9 protein-coding genes, 1 pseudogene and 1 CRISPR repeat array (1 of these 11 only partly in view) are annotated in these 18,681 nt (G+C 62.2%); of the genes and pseudogenes, 1 reads left to right on the forward strand and 9 read right to left on the reverse strand.

The features are described from left to right. Positions 1-5,080: a CRISPR direct-repeat array (repeat unit 29 nt; unit sequence CGGTTCAGCCCCGCACACGCGGGGAACGC); it begins 12,825 nt to the left of the window's first position. A gap of 244 nt (positions 5,081-5,324) precedes the next feature. From cas2e to cas3, 8 genes and pseudogenes are all read right to left on the reverse strand, one after another. Next, positions 5,325-5,618: pseudogene (cas2e, locus tag EA187_RS08080) on the reverse strand (type I-E CRISPR-associated endoribonuclease Cas2e); the annotation flags it as partial. Beyond that, the gene (gene cas1e, locus EA187_RS08085) at positions 5,593-6,483 is read right to left on the reverse strand and encodes a type I-E CRISPR-associated endonuclease Cas1e (RefSeq protein WP_283808544.1); all 891 of its coding nucleotides are present in this window, start codon (positions 6,481-6,483) and stop codon (positions 5,593-5,595) included. The pseudogene cas2e and the gene cas1e, both read right to left, overlap by 26 nt. Positions 6,484-6,581: 98 nt before the next feature. Continuing rightward, a complete protein-coding gene (cas6e, locus tag EA187_RS08090; RefSeq protein ID WP_127779918.1) occupies positions 6,582-7,298 on the reverse strand; it encodes a type I-E CRISPR-associated protein Cas6/Cse3/CasE in 717 nt (238 codons plus the stop codon). Further along, positions 7,298-8,056 (reverse strand): type I-E CRISPR-associated protein Cas5/CasD, encoded by a 759-nt coding sequence (gene cas5e / locus EA187_RS08095; protein WP_127779919.1) that lies wholly within the window; start codon positions 8,054-8,056, stop codon positions 7,298-7,300. Before cas5e ends, cas6e begins: the two co-directional genes overlap by 1 nt. Before the next feature lie 10 nt (positions 8,057-8,066). Further along, on the reverse strand, positions 8,067-9,107 hold the full coding sequence (gene cas7e / locus EA187_RS08100; RefSeq protein ID WP_127779920.1) for a type I-E CRISPR-associated protein Cas7/Cse4/CasC: 1,041 nt from the start codon (positions 9,105-9,107) through the stop codon (positions 8,067-8,069). Between the two features lie 92 nt (positions 9,108-9,199). Then, positions 9,200-9,748: a type I-E CRISPR-associated protein Cse2/CasB gene (gene casB / locus EA187_RS08105; RefSeq protein WP_127779921.1), complete on the reverse strand. Its 549-nt coding sequence runs from the start codon at positions 9,746-9,748 to the stop codon at positions 9,200-9,202. 24 nt (positions 9,749-9,772) lie between these two features. Further along, on the reverse strand, positions 9,773-11,410 hold the full coding sequence (gene casA, locus EA187_RS08110) for a type I-E CRISPR-associated protein Cse1/CasA (protein ID WP_127779922.1): 1,638 nt from the start codon (positions 11,408-11,410) through the stop codon (positions 9,773-9,775). Beyond that, positions 11,407-14,226 carry a CRISPR-associated helicase Cas3' gene (gene cas3 / locus EA187_RS08115; RefSeq protein ID WP_127779923.1) on the reverse strand — a complete coding sequence of 940 codons (2,820 nt, stop codon included), beginning with the start codon at positions 14,224-14,226 and terminating at the stop codon, positions 11,407-11,409. Before cas3 ends, casA begins: the two co-directional genes overlap by 4 nt. 1,524 nt (positions 14,227-15,750) lie before the next feature. On the opposite strand from cas3, the gene EA187_RS08120 reads away from it, so the two are divergent. After that, entirely contained in the window at positions 15,751-16,635 is an 885-nt protein-coding gene (locus EA187_RS08120; RefSeq protein WP_127779924.1) for a hypothetical protein, read from the forward strand. Between the two features lie 88 nt (positions 16,636-16,723). Here the strand turns inward: EA187_RS08120 and EA187_RS08125 are convergent, their stop codons facing one another. Then, entirely contained in the window at positions 16,724-18,562 is a 1,839-nt protein-coding gene (locus tag EA187_RS08125) for a DNRLRE domain-containing protein (RefSeq protein ID WP_127779925.1), read from the reverse strand. Positions 18,563-18,681 lie beyond the last annotated feature (119 nt).

Raw genomic sequence — 18,681 nt, forward strand, 5'->3', positions numbered from 1 at the left:
GCACACGCGGGGAACGCGGTCGGCCTTCTTCCCGATGAGTATGAGATGGTGGTTCAGCCCCGCACACGCGGGGAACGCCTCCACGGTGCAGCTATGCACCGACCATCCTCCGGTTCAGCCCCGCACACGCGGGGAACGCGCCGATGTTCATGATCTTGCCATAGAGAAAGCCGGTTCAGCCCCGCACACGCGGGGAACGCGCCATCACGCGCGCACCAGATTGCTCCTGCACCGGTTCAGCCCCGCACACGCGGGGAACGCCGTGGCAGGCCGCGAACCCCGGTAAGGTCGGCCGGTTCAGCCCCGCACACGCGGGGAACGCCATCACGCTGCGGAATCAGATTCCCGTATCACCGGTTCAGCCCCGCACACGCGGGGAACGCCTCCCCCGAGCGGGGTAAGCGGGTTCATTCCGCGGTTCAGCCCCGCACACGCGGGGAACGCGCTCAATCGTGCGGCACGGAACCGGCCTAAACCGGTTCAGCCCCGCACACGCGGGGAACGCGATACCCCAGCATATCGAGAGTCGAATGATAGTGGTTCAGCCCCGCACACGCGGGGAACGCTCCGGCACAAGGTATTTGTCGAAGTAGTTTACCGGTTCAGCCCCGCACACGCGGGGAACGCCGAGAGGTCTACAGGTCGCAGACGGACGGGACCGGTTCAGCCCCGCACACGCGGGGAACGCTCGTTGCCCTTCAACAGCTCCAGGATCTCGAACGGTTCAGCCCCGCACACGCGGGGAACGCTCCATCTCCGAGGTGAGATAGACATTGACACCCGGTTCAGCCCCGCACACGCGGGGAACGCGAGGACGCTCTTGATCTCATCTACGAGTTTCCCGGTTCAGCCCCGCACACGCGGGGAACGCGTACGAGGCGACGCTGCGGATCTGCTGCTCGTCGGTTCAGCCCCGCACACGCGGGGAACGCGCGTGCGTCCACCTTCTTCACGGGTTTGAGCGCGGTTCAGCCCCGCACACGCGGGGAACGCGTGTATGTCAACGGCTTGGTAACCGTGGGCGACGGTTCAGCCCCGCACACGCGGGGAACGCCTATGCAAACGCAACCTACCGTTATCCCCTCCCGGTTCAGCCCCGCACACGCGGGGAACGCGCGAGATCCCCCTGCTGTCCGAGGATCGTTGGCGGTTCAGCCCCGCACACGCGGGGAACGCGTGGACGTTGAAAGCGCGTTAGGCGCTACTACCGGTTCAGCCCCGCACACGCGGGGAACGCTGTGGCATAGTCCGATCCCCACGATCGCCGATCGGTTCAGCCCCGCACACGCGGGGAACGCGCTCCCCTGCGCGTTGTAGAACTGGCGGTGTACGGTTCAGCCCCGCACACGCTGGGAACGCCAGATCGTGGCGTCGGTGAGCCACTCAACAATCGGTTCAGCCCCGCACACGCGGGGAACGCATCATTCAAGCGAATATTGAGTATCTGGTAGGCGGTTCAGCCCCGCACACGCGGGGAACGCGAGTACCAATTTGCCGACGACATGCGCGCTAACGGTTCAGCCCCGCACACGCGGGGAACGCGGATGCCGTTTTGACCAGAAGCAACCCGAAACCGGTTCAGCCCCGCACACGCGGGGAACGCGCCAGGGTGCAGCACGCGATGGTGGGGTGTGCCGGTTCAGCCCCGCACACGCGGGGAACGCACGATCTGTTCGACCAATACGAGGCCGATCGCCGGTTCAGCCCCGCACACGCGGGGAACGCATACCTTGATTTGCGCGCGCAGCTTTCCCCAACGGTTCAGCCCCGCACACGCGGGGAACGCTTGTCGGGGAAGTGTTAGACGCGGCGAGATACCGGTTCAGCCCCGCACACGCGGGGAACGCTAGAGCGCTCTAAGATGCCCGTCCACGTCTGCCGGTTCAGCCCCGCACACGCGGGGAACGCACTCGAAGCTCCACACCCTTACTATCTTTTGGCGGTTCAGCCCCGCACACGCGGGGAACGCGAGAGACCGACGGTCACCGACTCCGACCGGCTCGGTTCAGCCCCGCACACGCGGGGAACGCAGCCACTCGGTGCCACGGCGCACGACGCCCGGCGGTTCAGCCCCGCACACGCGGGGAACGCGGTCAGCCACTCCAGCGTCTCGGTGATGCCGGCGGTTCAGCCCCGCACACGCGGGGAACGCCAGGGAGCTATCCCCAGTGACTACCCCGTCGACGGTTCAGCCCCGCACACGCGGGGAACGCCAGTCCGAAGGCAACCTCGCCCCCATCACCGCCGGTTCAGCCCCGCACACGCGGGGAACGCACCTTGCCCTGGACAAGGTGAAACGCCCCATCCGGTTCAGCCCCGCACACGCGGGGAACGCCTCTCGGGCGAGCGGCAAAGCCTCCTCCACCTCGGTTCAGCCCCGCACACGCGGGGAACGCGTCAACGGGCGTGGCGTAGGTGTCGAAGAGAGCGGTTCAGCCCCGCACACGCGGGGAACGCCTCAGTTTTGCTGATAGGTTGGGAGGCCATCACGGTTCAGCCCCGCACACGCGGGGAACGCCGACCAACAGGTCGCAACGCCTTACGTTTGAGCGGTTCAGCCCCGCACACGCGGGGAACGCGACCACGGGTGAATGACCTCCCATGACCCACGCGGTTCAGCCCCGCACACGCGGGGAACGCCCCAGGGGGGGATGTGAGGGGCTCCATTATGCCGGTTCAGCCCCGCACACGCGGGGAACGCCGACCCCGGCACGCCATCCTCATCCCAGAGGCCGGTTCAGCCCCGCACACGCGGGGAACGCCGCCTTATTTACTGCGCGCGCGTCTTTAAAGCCGGTTCAGCCCCGCACACGCGGGGAACGCAACCGGCCACCGCTCCACCCGCTCAAAAACCCCGGTTCAGCCCCGCACACGCGGGGAACGCTCAAAGATCCGAAGTGGCTGCGTGAATACCTGCGGTTCAGCCCCGCACACGCGGGGAACGCATTGCGGTGAATGGCCCCTTCCCTGCGATCCTCGGTTCAGCCCCGCACACGCGGGGAACGCGCGGGCTCCAGCCACTTCGCCTTCCACTCCCGCGGTTCAGCCCCGCACACGCGGGGAACGCGTCGTACGGGTTAACCCCGCCAAGGCCGCCCCCGGTTCAGCCCCGCACACGCGGGGAACGCTCCCACCCTTCTCCGCCGCACCCAAGCGCGTCCGGTTCAGCCCCGCACACGCGGGGAACGCGTGCTCGATCGCCTCAGTCAGTGCGCGCACGCCGGTTCAGCCCCGCACACGCGGGGAACGCACCGGCGCCACCTGACGGGCACGGGGATGAGGCGGTTCAGCCCCGCACACGCGGGGAACGCTGAGAGAGCACGGCGTCGCGCACGCGCTCGACCGGTTCAGCCCCGCACACGCGGGGAACGCGCCTCGTAATGCGCGATGCTGCGGCTGATGTGCGGTTCAGCCCCGCACACGCGGGGAACGCGCCACGGGGCTGCCGCTGCGGTGCCGACCTGACGGTTCAGCCCCGCACACGCGGGGAACGCTTTCGGAATGGCCGCTGGTGGTGTTGGAACACCGGTTCAGCCCCGCACACGCGGGGAACGCTGATAATACGTCTCCCTTATGTATGCAGGGCACGGTTCAGCCCCGCACACGCGGGGAACGCGCACCATTGGCCGACGTCATCCCCAAGAGCGTCGGTTCAGCCCCGCACACGCGGGGAACGCGGGGCTTCTAACATGCAGCTAAGAGTCAACACCGGTTCAGCCCCGCACACGCGGGGAACGCCCTTGTGGCCCTCTTCATTTGCTCCTCCAAGGCGGTTCAGCCCCGCACACGCGGGGAACGCCTTTCGGGCACTCAAAGGGTTACGGCCTGATCCGGTTCAGCCCCGCACACGCGGGGAACGCGACGAGCCCTACGTGATCACGCAGTATGTCACCGGTTCAGCCCCGCACACGCGGGGAACGCTCGTGCTTATTTTTGAGCGCGTCGTGCGCCCGCGGTTCAGCCCCGCACACGCGGGGAACGCACGGTGATCGCGCCGACTGACGACCAGATCGACGGTTCAGCCCCGCACACGCGGGGAACGCTTGTCGTGAGTCCGCTCGTCGTACCCGAGCGGCGGTTCAGCCCCGCACACGCGGGGAACGCTCGTACTTGGGCTCTGCCCCGTACCCCACCCACGGTTCAGCCCCGCACACGCGGGGAACGCTCACCGCGCCCGTCCCTGGCGACGTCCAAGAGCGGTTCAGCCCCGCACACGCGGGGAACGCGGAGCGCTCCTTTACCGCGGCCATGCTTCACCCGGTTCAGCCCCGCACACGCGGGGAACGCTGATTGAAGTTTGCGAAGAGCCCGGCCAATGCCGGTTCAGCCCCGCACACGCGGGGAACGCTAACCCTCGATCTCACGCTTGTCAACATTGGCCGGTTCAGCCCCGCACACGCGGGGAACGCGATCCACGCGCCGATCTGATCTTCATCAAGCCCGGTTCAGCCCCGCACACGCGGGGAACGCAACGCGGGAGATCGAGATCTTGAAGGTTGCCGCGGTTCAGCCCCGCACACGCGGGGAACGTAGTAGCTGACTGAGCGCCTCCCCTTGCCCCACCGGTTCAGCCCCGCACACGCGGGGAACGCGGTCTCCGCGTTGGCAATGGCGCGGTCCCGCTCGGTTCAGCCCCGCACACGCGGGGAACGCGGGGGCGACGGGGATCGCATAATCGGCAATGGTGGTTCAGCCCCGCACACGCGGGGAACGCCTTTGCCGGGTGTGCAAACTAATTCACAAATACGGTTCAGCCCCGCACACGCGGGGAACGCGCTGGTCGGCGCGCGCCTGACGGGCTCGGTGGAGGTTCAGCCCCGCACACGCGGGGAACGCCCTACCGATTACGAAATCAATGCGAGCAACATCGGTTCAGCCCCGCACACGCGGGGAACGCGACCTGGACAGCGCGATGGAGCGGGCCAATGCTGGTTCAGCCCCGCACACGCGGGGAACGCCAGCAGCTCGACAATCTGGATGAGCCCGATCCCGGTTCAGCCCCGCACACGCGGGGAACGCGGCCCGATGGCGATCCCCCAGCACGCGTTCGCCGGTTCAGCCCCGCACACGCGGGGAACGCACTTCCTGCAAACCGTTGAAATCACCCGACTTTTCGACGTGCACTTTTGCTACCAACTTTTTATACCTCATTTCGATCATCCAACTTACTCCGAAATAGCAGGTCCCGGGCAGCATCAACATGCTTAATCGACTTCATCCGGATCTTCAACATAGCCCTCATCTTGCGGCGCCTGAAACGCCTCAAGCCAGGCCATCATCTGAGCTTCTTCTTCCTCCAAACTCTCTTTCGAAAATCTGTCCGGCTCCAGCGGCTTGAACGCAATAAGCTCCATGCCATCGCAATCCACCGGCACCCGCCGATTCTCACCATAGGTATCAAAACGATAACCAGCCTCGGTCGTCGCTCGCCAGGCGATCACGGCGTTTCCCTGATTCTCATAATCAATCTCGTCTTTGACGCGCTGCCAGATGCGTTCGCGCTGACGTTTATCGCAGTTGCCGACATACACCCCGGCGCGAATCTCCAACATCCACACCGTAAGTCGACCGCGCAGACGAGGGGCGACGTTTTCAGTGACGATGACCATCATCTCCAGTCGTCTCCGGGGTAGCGATTGCAGGACCAATCTGATCGGCGCCGGGTTTAGGCATCTCCAACCCGCCGGCCTTGAGCACGTCCTCAATCGTCGGAATCAACTTATCGAGCACCCGACTCTTTCGAAACGAGTCCCGACAGGCTCGACGCACCTGCCCGGCCGGATCGCTCGGATGCTTCGAGGCGATTTCAAACGCCAGCGGCACCACCGTCTCGAACTTAAAGAGGTCGGCAATGTCGTAGACAAAGGAGCGCGGCTTGCCGGTATGAATAAAGCCGATCGCCGGCGCATACCCCGCCGCCAGAATCGCCGCCTCCGTCACGCCATAAAGACACGACGTCGCCGCGCTCAGACACCGATTTGCCACATCCCCTTTGCCCCAATCTTTCGGATCGTAGCGTCGCCCCTTCCACTCCACGCGATAACGCTTTGCAAATTGCTTATACATCTCGCGTACCCGGGCGCCTTCAATCCCCTGAAGCTGTCGCACGCTTCGCTTAAGTGGTGCCGGCTCGCCAAAGCGAATCTCATACATGCGCCGCACCACGTTCAACCGCGCCTTCTCATCCAACAAATTTGCCGCCTGCCACAGCAGTCGATCCGACCTCGCCCCGCCGGGCTGACCCGCCGAGTAGAGCCGCACCCCGGCCTCACCGACCCACACAATCAAGGTGCCGGTCGTCGCTGCCAGGGTGGCAGCTGCATGCGAAAGCCGCGTACCCGGCTCCAGCATCAAACACGCCAGACTCCCGACCGGGATCTGCATGCGCACGCCATTCTTGTCGACGAGCACAAACGCCCCGTCGATCACGTCGATATGCCCCTTCTCCAGAAACACAAACGATGACCGCCGCCTTATCGGCATCGGCCTGGGTGGGTTATGCACAACGCGCCTCCCTGCCCCCCTGACCGGGATACCCCGGTTGCTATAGGTTTTATCAAAGAGCCCCCCCATCGCCGGCCTCAGATCACCGGTCGAACCATCATCAACCCACAACCATACGCCTTGGTCGGCCCGATGCCTTCAAAAAGAACATGCTTGAAGGCCTCCGGATCGTTGACGACCAGCTCGCCGTGCAAATCAAGGGTCGCAAAGGTCACTCCTCGACCATTTCGAGGCTTTTTGAAGGTACGACGCACGTAGTTTTCCGCACCAACGCTGGACGCTTTCACTTCAAAGCCCCCCTTCTCCGCCCTCGACTTTAGGGTCTTGCCATCCGTTTCAGACGTTGATGTGAGCCATTTAATGCCCTCGTCCCGAGCCAGATCCAGGAGCGTAAACTCCCGCGATGACCACTCTCCGGCGTCTTTAATCGCCTTCTTGGCGTTCATCACCACATCGTGAACGACCCGCTTATTGTTCTCGTCACGCCGCTTAACCACCGGGTTGATACGCACCGAAAAGGCCAGGCGCTGCCCTTTCTCCAGAGAAGGCCGAAAGTCCTTGGTCAACAGCTCAAAGACACCCTCACGGTCTTGAGGCTCCCGCTCCGACACCACATAGATCACCGGTGCCTGACTCGCTGTATCCCAGCGGTACACAAAGTCCCGCTCGCGCTCAGCATGATCCCGAAAGAGCGACCATACCAGCTGGTGCCCCTGATAATCAGAATCGCCCGCGACACTTAAACCGACGCGATGCGCCTGACGCAGGTCCACCACTGCTCGTGAGAAAAACATCACTCCTCCCTCTGCAAAAGACGCTCTCGCTCGACCGCGGCCACGCGCTCTGGCCGGTGCGAAAACTGCCAGCGCGACCGACTCCCCGGGTTATCCCAGCGCTCCGACTCCTCGAACCCGTCGATTCCGGCTGGCACCAAGGGGTCCGGCTCCCAATAGAGGCGCAGCCACTCCGGACGACGTGCGCCCAGGTTCGCCAGCACCATCGCCGCATCGTCGGTGACCGGATACTCCGCAAACGCATCGACCAACGTCGACGCCTTCACAATGACCGGGTTCAGCGGCAACGCCAGCGGACAGGACTTCCGCCCCAGATAGAGCGAAAAGGTCGGCGAGTGGAGAGCTTGTGAGATGGCCTCAAGCGTATGACTGCTATCGTCGCGCAGCCACAACGCGACCCTCGCGAACGCATCGCAACGGTACTGCCGTGTCGAGAGCATCGTGTCCCGCTTATCGTAGGCTACCTCATCACGACGCGTCGCCAGATCTCGGCCATTCTTGCCAGATGACACCTGGACGGTGTGGTAATCCTGCAACAACACCCCGGGAGACTCGACCAACAGCCCGAAACCCAGCGACGCATTAAGCGCCGCCAGTGCCTCTTCTTCGCTGCGCTTGATGCCAAGCGCAGCGGCTACCAGCCCTATGACCGCAGAACGCGTGGGGTGGTCGGCGCTGGTGCGAATCTCTCCCACCGCCACCTCCCCCCACGCCGCCATCGGCCCGTAGAGTTGAAAGGTTAAAAACGATGTCGCCATGGCGACCTCCTCATTGGGCAGCAAAGTTCAAGAGCTCATCCAGCTTGCCTTCGCCGGCCATCGCGTTGAGCACATAGCGCTCCGAGGCCACCGAACCATAGCTCGCGTCCATATTGCGCGCGGTCTCGTTGAGCTTTTTGATCCCCTCGCTGAGATAATCATCGCCACTGACCGGCTTCAAGAACGCCACCGAGAGCGAACGCGGCTGCCCATCCCCCTTCTCCGCCCACACATAGTTGGCGAAAGCTCGCGAGGCGAAGCTGTTCTGCTTACCCGAAGGCGCCATCTTCACCGCCGCCTCCACCAGCGCCTTGATGCCACGCTGCGCCAGTTCTTCGTTCCCCTCCAGGTTCTCAATGAGCTGCTTCCGATCGATGCACACGTAGACGTAGAAAACCCCCGCCCCAAACTCCAGCTCACCCATATGGGCCGAGCCCGCGTCTTCGTCGCCTTTATTCAGGTCGTCGACCGCCGTGAAAAAGTCCATCTCCACCGCCGCCTGGTGCACAGTGAGCGCATGCGCCACCTGAACGGCCGCCTCCACGTTGAACCTGGGCGTCTTGGCCAGCATCCGGCCAAACATCGCAATGTCGATGGCGGCGGCCTCCTCCTTCAGAAGCTCCAGATCGTCGTTGGTCGTATCCCGACCTTCTTCAATCAGCGTCTCGGCCAGCGCGAAAGCTCTCTCCCACTCCGCCGGGCTGAAGTGCACGATCTGCTTATGCTTATGAAACTTCGAGGCGTTCTCCACCTCCCCGAACACCTTCGCGATCGCCTCGGCCGCCTTAAGCGCTTGCTTCTCGGTGCGTCCTCCTTCAACCAGACGCTCATAAAGCTGCGGCCCCATCAACTTGGTGCGCTGCCCGCTATGCTCTCCCACCGCCTCCTGAAAGAGATCCGAGGTGCGCCAGGTGCGCTTCAGGCATTGCGACGACACCCGCAGGCGCTCTTTGCCCCCCATAATCGCCGTCTTCGGACGCCCCAGGTCGTCGCGGTTGAGGTTGGCGGGCGGGTACGAGGTCAGAAGGTGAAGCTGAAGAAAACGTTCCATGATCAATCTCCTTATTCATGAATAGTGGGCCCCTGTGGCCCGGGGTTACATGCACCTTCAATAGCTTTGGTCATTGCTCTAAAAGCGGTGCCTCAAGCCTCCTGAGGCATCCGGCTGTAATAATCCTGCGCCCAGCGCTTGCGGCGCTCCGGTCCCCAGTACACGACGTCACGGGTGAGCGCGTGCACATCGACCTTGCCGTTGAGCATCCGAATCAGACGAACCATCGCGCCATAAAGCTCCTCCCGATCCTCAATGCGCAGCAGGCGCCGAAAACGCAGCCCGCTGACCTTCGCATCGCCTCCCCCCTCCCGCGGCGTCGCCAGATGCGTCGCAAAACTTCCCCATCCCCGCGACGACTCCCCGGCCTCACCACTTAGCGAGACATGCTCGCGAACGTGGGAAAGCAGCCCGGCAACCGCTGCAAGCTGGTCGTCTCCCACCACCACTCCCACGCCTTGTAAACGACGTTGAAGCTCATAAAACGCTGGCGATCCGTACACCTGGTCGATCGACTGACAACGCCGCAACGCCGCGCGCTCACCACGTTGATGCTCCAGCCCCACCCACCAGGTGAAGACCTGCTCGCCAGCCTCTTTGCTATCGATCTTCTGAGACGTGTTTTGTGTGGCATGCTCCATAATCACCCTCCTTAGTCGTTGAGATCACTCCGCCGCAGCGGGCAGCTCCGTAATGGTCAGTTCTTTCGCAAACTTCTTCCCCTCAATGCGCAACGTTCCGCTCAATCCTCGCCGCGCCAGCACCACCGCCCGCGGGTTAAACCCTCGCCCCGGATCCGGCTCAGCCACCCGATCAAAGATCGCCAGCGCCTCGTTGCGAAGCGTCCGCCCCCACCCCACGCGCCAGGCGTTGAGCTGCGATGCATCGAGTGATTTTTGCCCCACAACCCGATCGATCTCGTCGTAGAAAAGCGGCTCCGTCGCCCCCCAGAACTCGCGTTCTAACCCGGCAAAGAGCGCCTTATCCGCCTTAGCCGCGTCCGCCACTCGCCACGTCACCTTGCCGGTGGAAGTCACATCCGGCTCACCATAAAAAGCGCGTCGCAGCGCATTCACCAGTACCGACGCCGCAAACCCCGCCCCCGCCACCATCGCCCGTGCATGCTCCTCAAAGCGCTCGCGCTGCCCCTCGGGCACAAGCACAACCGGCATCTTGCTCTCATGCCAGGAACGAACCTTGTCTTTGTCTACGTCATACCCAAACGCCCACAGCCTCTCTGTCCTAATGTTCCCAACGCCTTCGAGCTTCTGCATACGTTCAACTACCGCAGCCGGCGCTTGCCTGCCTGGATTGTTGATCGCAAAGCCCACCCAGTTTCGGTACGTAATCCCGCCCAATTGCCCTTTTGTAGGGTTAGGTGCATCCGACGGTGTTTTCCCTGCCTGGTAAGATGTCAACGGATGAATCCACGGGCCTTTGTAGTTCACGCCGTGCGGTTTATCCCGATAGCTTTCATAGGTTTGTTCGGCCCTTTCACCGCACACACCACAGTGACCCGGCGCACAATCCTGCAACTCTAAGTCAATACGCCGCGGCATCCCCCAAAACGCCTGTAGACCGTTGACCTGATCCGGATGCACCTCGGTCCCGTCGCTACTAACCACCGTTGGAGCAAGCCAGGGGAAGATCGCCTCCGGCGTGTCGACCTCACCAGCTCGCGTCTTTCGGATAAAGAACTCGCGATCCAGTACGTTGCTCCAGACCGTTTCCCAAAGTGATTTCCCCAACACCACCGTCGTCATCGGCCCGCCACCTCGAAGTGACACCCGATGACCACTCCCGCCCGCGGTTGCGTTGAGCATCAGGGTAAATATCGCCTGCGCTGTACATGAAGAACAAAAGCGCACCCCATTGCGTCGTTTTGTATACAGGTCTTTGTTGGAACTGGAGTTGCCTGATTCATTAAAAAGTAAATTGCGAAGACATTTCTTTTTCCCCTCTCCTTCCAAACAATTGAAGTCTTGCATAAAACGCGGCCCCTCCTCCGCATCCAGCTCAAACGCCGACTCCCAGGGCTCAAACGCCGCTTCCAACTCCGCCCTCGACGGCTCCTCGCGTCGACGCCGACGCCACTCCCGCGGCGTCGAAGGCATCATCGTCGTCTGCACCAGGCCGATCAGAAACTGAATCAGCGTTCCGTTGAAATCCGGCCGTGCTGCAAGAAGCTGACGCGGTGGGCTCTCCTGGCCCATAGCCACCATCTCGGCCGGTCGAATCACATCTTTGCTGCCGTCCATGCGTACCACCGGGATCCACCGATCCCTGATCAGGTTCAAACTCATGCGTCCTCCTGGTTATGAATCGAAAGTCCCCGGGTGGGGTGATACTCAACAACCACACTGCGCTCATCGCCTGCGAGCGTAGCCTGCCAGCCCTCCTGCCCTTCGCGGGCTTTCAGCGGCACCACGACCGACCATTTTCCTTCGTCTGGCATCGCCGCTTTTGCCGCTTCCACTGCCGCCCGCACCTCGCGCGCTACCTCAGCCCCCGTCGGAATCTTGCTGGCCCGAACGCTGACCTCACTGCGCGCCCAACGGTGCGACCCTTTACCGGCCAGTGGCTCAAGTCTTCCATCGCGTCCCATCACCCCCAGGCGCAGCGTTTGTGTGGGATCGCCCAGACGCGTGGGCGTGATGGTGTCCGGCAACCAGTTCTTTGGATCGGTGCCAATGCCGCCGTACCCCGCCCCCACACAAAGCCTGTTGAAGTTTGCCATTCCCCGCTCGGCCTGCGCCTTCCCCATCGCCTTGTGGCTGGCCTCTACAAGAGCCTCCGGGATTCGCGTGTCGGCCTCAGGCCCATACACCGCCTCCACGAGCTCTCGGGCCAGCGAAGGGATCGCGATCGTGCCGTGCGCTTCCAACGCTTTTGCCCCCAGCCAGAGCCGCCCGACATGCGGATATACAAACGCCGCACGCTCAAACATCGACGAGAACCAATCCGCCTCCGGGGCATCGACCGCCTCAGGCCCCAGCACATAAAACACCGGCGCCGGCCGCTCCCCTCGCTCGTGGCGGTGCAGTCGCCCCGCGCGCTGAATCAAAAGATCAATGGGCGCCAGATCCGAGACCATCGCGTCAAAATCCAGATCCAGAGACTGCTCCACCACCTGCGTCGCCACGAGCACACGGCCCGCCCGCTCCGCCCCACTGCTCTTCACACCAAAGGTGCGCAGCGTCGCTTCTTCGATGCGCTGCCGATCGCACATCGCGAAACGCGCATGGAAGAGCGACACCTTCTCCTCCCCGAGCTCCGCCACCAGCTGCTCATATGCGCTGACCGCATCATCCACCGTATTGCGAATCCAGCAGGCACAGCGCCCCGCTCGAGCCTCCGCGATCACGTAGTTGAGGGCCGCATCCTCATCGCGATGAAATCCTACCTGCACCGCGCGCTCCGGCACCGCCGAGCTCACCAGAACTTCATCCTGATGCTCAAAACACACCTTCGTCTGCGTCGCCGCTACCTTCTCAAAGGGTGTCTCATACACACCCTCGGCATCAACGCGCGTCGCCAGTGGAAAGGCCTGCGAACACAACGCCACCGGCCTCTCTACTCCCAACCCTTTGCGAAACGCGTTGCTCAACGACTGACGCATCCGCTGCGGCAGGGTCGCCGAGAGCAAGATCGCGCTGCCTCCCAACGCCGCCTGAAACATGAGCAGACTTTCCAACAAGCCCTGCATATAGCTGTCGTAGGCATGCACCTCATCGACTACCAGCACGTGGTCGCGAAGCCCCAACAAACGCAGACATTGGTGCTTGCTTGGCAGTACCCCCATCAGCGCCTGGTCGATCGTTCCCACTCCCACATGGGCCAGCAGCGCTTTTTTACGGCGGTCTCCCAGCCACTGCGCACAGCGCACCGCCGCGCCCCCCTTGCCATGCTCACTTCCTCCCATCGTCTCCGCTGCAACCGTCAACGAGTTGCGAAAGGTCTCATCCAACTCACGTCGACCATGCGCCAGCACCAGCGAAGGATTGCCGCCGGGCTCAAACATCGCCGCATATGTCGTCGCCAGACGCCCGTACATCGCGTTGGCGGTCGCCATGGTCGGCAACCCCACAAAAAGCCCGCTGGCCAACCCCTGATTCATCAGGCGATGCGCCAACACCAGCGCCGCCTCGGTCTTCCCGCTCCCCGTGCTGTCTTCCAGGATAAATAGCTGGGGTGAGTCGCTCAGTTTGACCTCATCCGCATACGCCTGCATCGGTCGAGGCCTAAACGAAGACCCCAGATCCCGAAACAACGTCGCTACCCCCGCAGGACTTGAGGGCATCGCATCAAAGAGCCCGATCTCCTTAAGCGCCTGCGCCGCCTGAGGACGCGCAAAGCGCTCGGCGTACTCCTCCAGCCCGAACGCACCGCCCCGCATCGGAAAATACGTGGTGTTGGAGCCAATCCAGTCGCTGAGTACCGCCAGCCCGGCCACCAACCACGAGACGACATGCACCCGATCAAAGAGCGCATCATCCATATCCCATCGCCATGAACCCAAACTCCCGGGCCAAAAGAGCGTTTGAAGCGTCTGCACGATGTGATCGCTGGCGGCCAGCGCATCATCGTCCATATGCATCGCCAGCCGATCACCACCATCCAGGTTCAACGGCATCCCGTGATGCCCCGCCACTGCCTTCATAAGCGGCCCCAGGACGTCGTGCAGATCCGCGATGTCATAACAAAAGCCACAAGCCTCCCCGACGTTTTGCTCCCAGATCCTGGGAATCAACCGTTTCGTAAAATAAAGCTGCGAGATTTCGTGGTGATAACGAGGCTGGGTGCGACGACTGCTCCGCGCCCGTAGCCGCTCAAAAAGGTGCGGATCGCGGTTCTGAAACCCCTCATTGGCCTTCCCGATGTCATGCAGCGCCACCAGCCAGGTGCAGAACCCGGCGGCCTGCTCTGGTGCCATATTCAGCAGAGTACCCAGCTGACGACGAAGCGAATCATTCTGCGCCAGCACCGCCTCGCAGACCGCCCCCACATCCAGCAGATGGTAAGGGAGCGCGTGCCAGTCGGCACCTTGAGCACCATCATCACGATTCGTCTTAGCCCACAGGCGTAGATATAGTGGTCCAGCAGCGTCAGGAGCAGTCATCACATACCCGTGAAGTCATGAGCCTTACGCTACCTGCAATGAGGTAGCGCACCGTACGTCCCCACCCAGCCGAAGCGCGGCTTGAGCGTTAATGTGAAGGAGCGTAACGAGAACCATTCGGGGGTGCAACCCGCAAAATGATCGTTCTGAAATGAAAAAGACTGTTTTTTCGATCTATTTTGGCGCTTTTTCGCAAAGGGCGATGGTCTCTGACCACGCGCCTCACACAGCCCGGCGAACGATGTAGCTATGCCTGTTTGCCTTTCTGGCTTTTCGTGCAGGCTCTGCGGCTCTGCCATGTTGGGTTCAGTCGCCCTTCGATATCCCGCCGGTGCCCGATTCCCCTCTTCTCCCTCCCGAGCCTCTTCAGGTTGGTCTCAACCCAACTTTTGACGCTCACGAGCTACCCCGGGTTGGTCTCAACCCAACTTTTGACGCTCGCGAGCTCCCCCAAGTTGGTCTCAACCCAATTTTTGACGCTCGCGAGCTCCCTCAAGTTGGTCTCAACCCAATTTTTGACGCTCGCGAGCTCCCTCAAGTTGGTCTCAACCCAATTTTTGACGCTCGCGAGCTCCGATTTTTTGCTCCAGACCAACATTTGGAGCTCGCGAGCGACCTCAGGTTGGTCTCAACCCAATTTTTATCGCTCGCGAGCTCCGATTTTTTGCTCCAGACCAACATTTGGAGCTCGCGAGCGACCTCAGGTTGGTCTCAACCCAACTTTTGACGCTCACGAGCTCTCTTTTTTGGGTTCAGACCACTTTTTAGGAGCTCCCGAGCTCCTTGAGATTGGTCTGGAGCACTTCGGACACGCTCGCGAGCTCTTTTTTTTGGGTTCAGACCAACCTGACCATGCTCGGGAGCTCCCTGATGTTGGTCTGGAGCACTTCGGACACGCTCGCGAGCTCTTTTTTTTGGGTTCAGACCAACCTTATCGAGCTCCCGAGCGTCCTGAGATTGGGTTGACGCACTTTTAGGACGCTCACGAGCATGTCCTCGATGGTCTGACGCACCAGCAGCACACTCCAGAGCATCGGATGATGGGTGTGGGGCACTCAGGCAACGCTCCGAGCGGTTTCCAAATGCATTCAGCCCCCCAATTACCTCCCCGTCCAGGCTGCGACATCCTGAGACGCAGACAAACAACGTTGGCGTGCATCGGATTGCGGATGAAAAAAGACGAAAAAACCGACCTTGCATGGATTGACCGGCCCGGAAAACTCTGGCAGCGTTTCAACATTCGGTTCTTAGAGTGCTGCGAAGCACGGCGTCTCTCAACAACGAGCGACGTCTCTTTTTTTACGCGCGTTGTCGGTATCGCTGCGATCTTATCGCTGTGTACTACCGGCGCGGAACCAACGCGCAGCCTCATGTCGTATCGGGGGACCGAGAGCAGTCGATCTGCATCTACCAGAACATCGGACAGGCCGATGATTCCTGGCTTGCAGGTTTTACTTCACTCTCGTCTTGCTACGAAAAAGCCCATGCGATGGGCCCGGCAAGACACGACACAAAGGAGGCAACATGTCGCTGAATCCTCTTACCGCTGCTGCGATGATCTCGATCTCCGATGATTTCCTGAACCATGCGGAGAAACAGAAGATTCTGGCCAAAGATCCGATGTTGTTGCCCGTCGCCGACAGGCTGAAAGACGTCCATCGCACATTGATTGTGCTCACGCGCAAAGAGGGGGAGTCGGAGCGGGAGCTGAAAGTGGTCTCCGCCAATATTCAACTCTGCAATCAGCGGCATGACGCCCTGTGCCGGGGCCTCGATGGAGCGCTGACCTTTGCAGAACACATGTGCGAGAGCGCCGAAGCCGCCAAACCCATTGTGGAAGCCCGCGATCTGCTCTTTCCTCAAGGCATGGGGATCATCTCGGCGTCCTACCGCGATCAAGCCGGTCATGCGCTGAGCCTGGGGGAACGCGTAACCCCCGAGGTGCGCGACACGCTGGGTCGAGTTCATTTTGACGGGGAAGACCTCAACGCCTTTCTCGAACGCTACATCAACGTCGGGCGAGAAATGAGCGGACTTATCGCTCGCCGCGCCGAGCTGCAGGGCGAAGACGACCAGACGCGTGTCAGCGCCAGCGATCTTCGGGAGGCGCGTTACCAATGGCAACGCGTGGTGACCGCCCTCCTGCGCCTTCTTGAAATCTCCAGGCTGAGCGAAACAGACAAACGCCGCTTGCTCACGAACTTAAACGAAGCCGTGGCCCAGGCGGCTGCGCGGCGCACCCGTGTGGCCAGCGGCAATGCAACGCAGGAGGAGATCGCTGACGACAACGCCGTTGAGGACGGTGCTGAATCCCCTCAGCTGGAGGCCGACGCCCCCGAGGCGGAGATTCGCCGTCAGGAGGCGCCGAAGCCCGTTGCCGATCTGGAGCCCGCCGGTGATATGAACTGAACGCAACACCATTGAACGTACAAAAGGGCAGCCCCCCGGCTGCCCTTTTCACGTTCCCACCCCACTCCCCCATCCACACCCCCCACCCTCACTCATAAATCAACGTCAACGTCGGTCGCAGAGTGGCGTCGGCGTGGGTGCGGCCGGCAAAGGTCGCGGCGTCCTCGGTGGCGACGATGCGCAGGGTGATGGAGCGGTCGGCCTCGAAGCGCTCGGTGACGGCTTCGAAGAGATGGATGCTGTCGATGGTGATCGTTTCGGGGAGGGTGGGCGCGTCGCCTTGCTGGAGGTTGAAGACGGCCAGCTCGCGTCCGTGGGCGTCGGGGCGGTTGGTGTAGGTCACGCTCGATTCGCCCCATACATCATCGACCAGGTAGTCCACGCTAAACCGAGCTTCGCCGCCGAAGCTCTCAACGTCTGTGGCGGCCAGCTGCAGCTGGGCGCCGGCAAGGGTGGTGCCCACCGGGATGTCCGACATGTCGAAGCGGACGTAGAACTCCGAGCGGTTGCGATCGGCGATCAGCCCACCGCCTTCCCCCAGCGGGGTGTCGGGCTCAAAGGTGCTGACGGTCGCGTTGGCGTTGGGCAAAACCTGATGCTGGGTGCACTCGCGCAGAGTGACCGTCATCGTGGGGCGCTGGCCGGCCTCGGAGTGGCGGCTGGAGTAGTAGAGCGAGCGGCCTCGGGTTGAGCTCACACTCAACGCCATGGCGTCGGCGTCGGTTTCGACCAGCGATTGCGCCGCCGCGGTCAACGCGGCCGACGTGATTGTGTAAAGTCTACCACCCTGTGATCGTGCGCCCTCGGTGATACGCCAGCTGGCGAGCGAGCTCTGCAAAACCTCGGGGGCATGGCGCCAGGTCAGCGCGTTGGCGCTCCAGCTCCCGTCCACCAGGTCAAGCGCGTCGGTGAATCCGAGAAATTGGCAGTTCATAAAGAGCGGGCAGTAGAACCCATCGAAACGAACCAACTTCAGCGCCGCGTTCACGACGGGACCGGTGTTGGGCAAGGCGCTGAGGTCGAACTTCAACAGGGAGCTATGCGGCCCCTTCGCCAGGTATTCGTAGGTCGAGGTGTAGTTGAACTCGACCTCCTCCCCCTCGGTCTGAAAGCTCGAATGCACCACCAGAAAGGGAAGACTGCTGAAGTTCGCGTCCATCGCCAGGCTGGAGATAAACGTATCCTCAAGCAGAGGCACCTCGTAGTCCTGATCACAGGCCGCGGTGATCTGGCAGAGGGGCGCATCGCCGGAGACGTTGATGCAGAGATAGCGCGCCGGGTCGCCGCAGCCGCCATTATCGGTGGCGCAGAAGTCGATATCCGCACATTGACCTACGCCGACCTCGGGGTTGCTGCATTCAAAAAACGCCGGGTCACCGCAGCCTCCGTTATCTTCAAGACAGGGGTTGATGGTGGTGCATGCGGCGATGAGCGCATCATCGTCGTCGAGCTCCGCGTCGCATTGCACGAGCGCGGGGTCGCCGCAGCCTCCGTTATCTTCAAGACAGGGGTTCTGCTCCACGGGGGTACAGGTCTGGCCGTCGCCTTCAAAGCCCTCGTCGCAGACGCACTCCGGCCCATCCGCCGCCTCAAGGTCGCAGGTGGCATCAGGGGCACAGCCGGGCTCGCAGGTCGAGGGCTGACAGCCGGGTCCAACGCCTTCGACACAGTATCCCGCGGCAAGGCAATGGCCTTCGAAGCAGACCAGGTCGTCGCCCTCGCAGGTGGAGGTGCACCTGGCCGCACAGACCTGCGTATCGGCCTGACATAACCCGGAGGCGCATCCCTCATCTTCAACGCATGACTCCCCGGGCTGAGCCAGGGTCGCCTCCGAGGAGGTGTCGGCAACGTTGCATGCCAGAAGGCTTGATGCAGCGAGTGCTGCCAGCACGACATGAGATCGGGATATTCCGGGGATGTGCATCATCAAGCTCCAGGGTGGCTCAGCCATCTTTGCAGGCATGCTCTGAGGTGGATCGCGTCTCGCGTACATGAAGTATACACATGCCCCTGACGAGTTCCCATCGAAGTACGCCCCCCTCAACG

The organism is Lujinxingia sediminis (assembly GCF_004005565.1).
Classification (GTDB): domain Bacteria; phylum Myxococcota_A; class Bradymonadia; order Bradymonadales; family Bradymonadaceae; genus Lujinxingia; species Lujinxingia sediminis.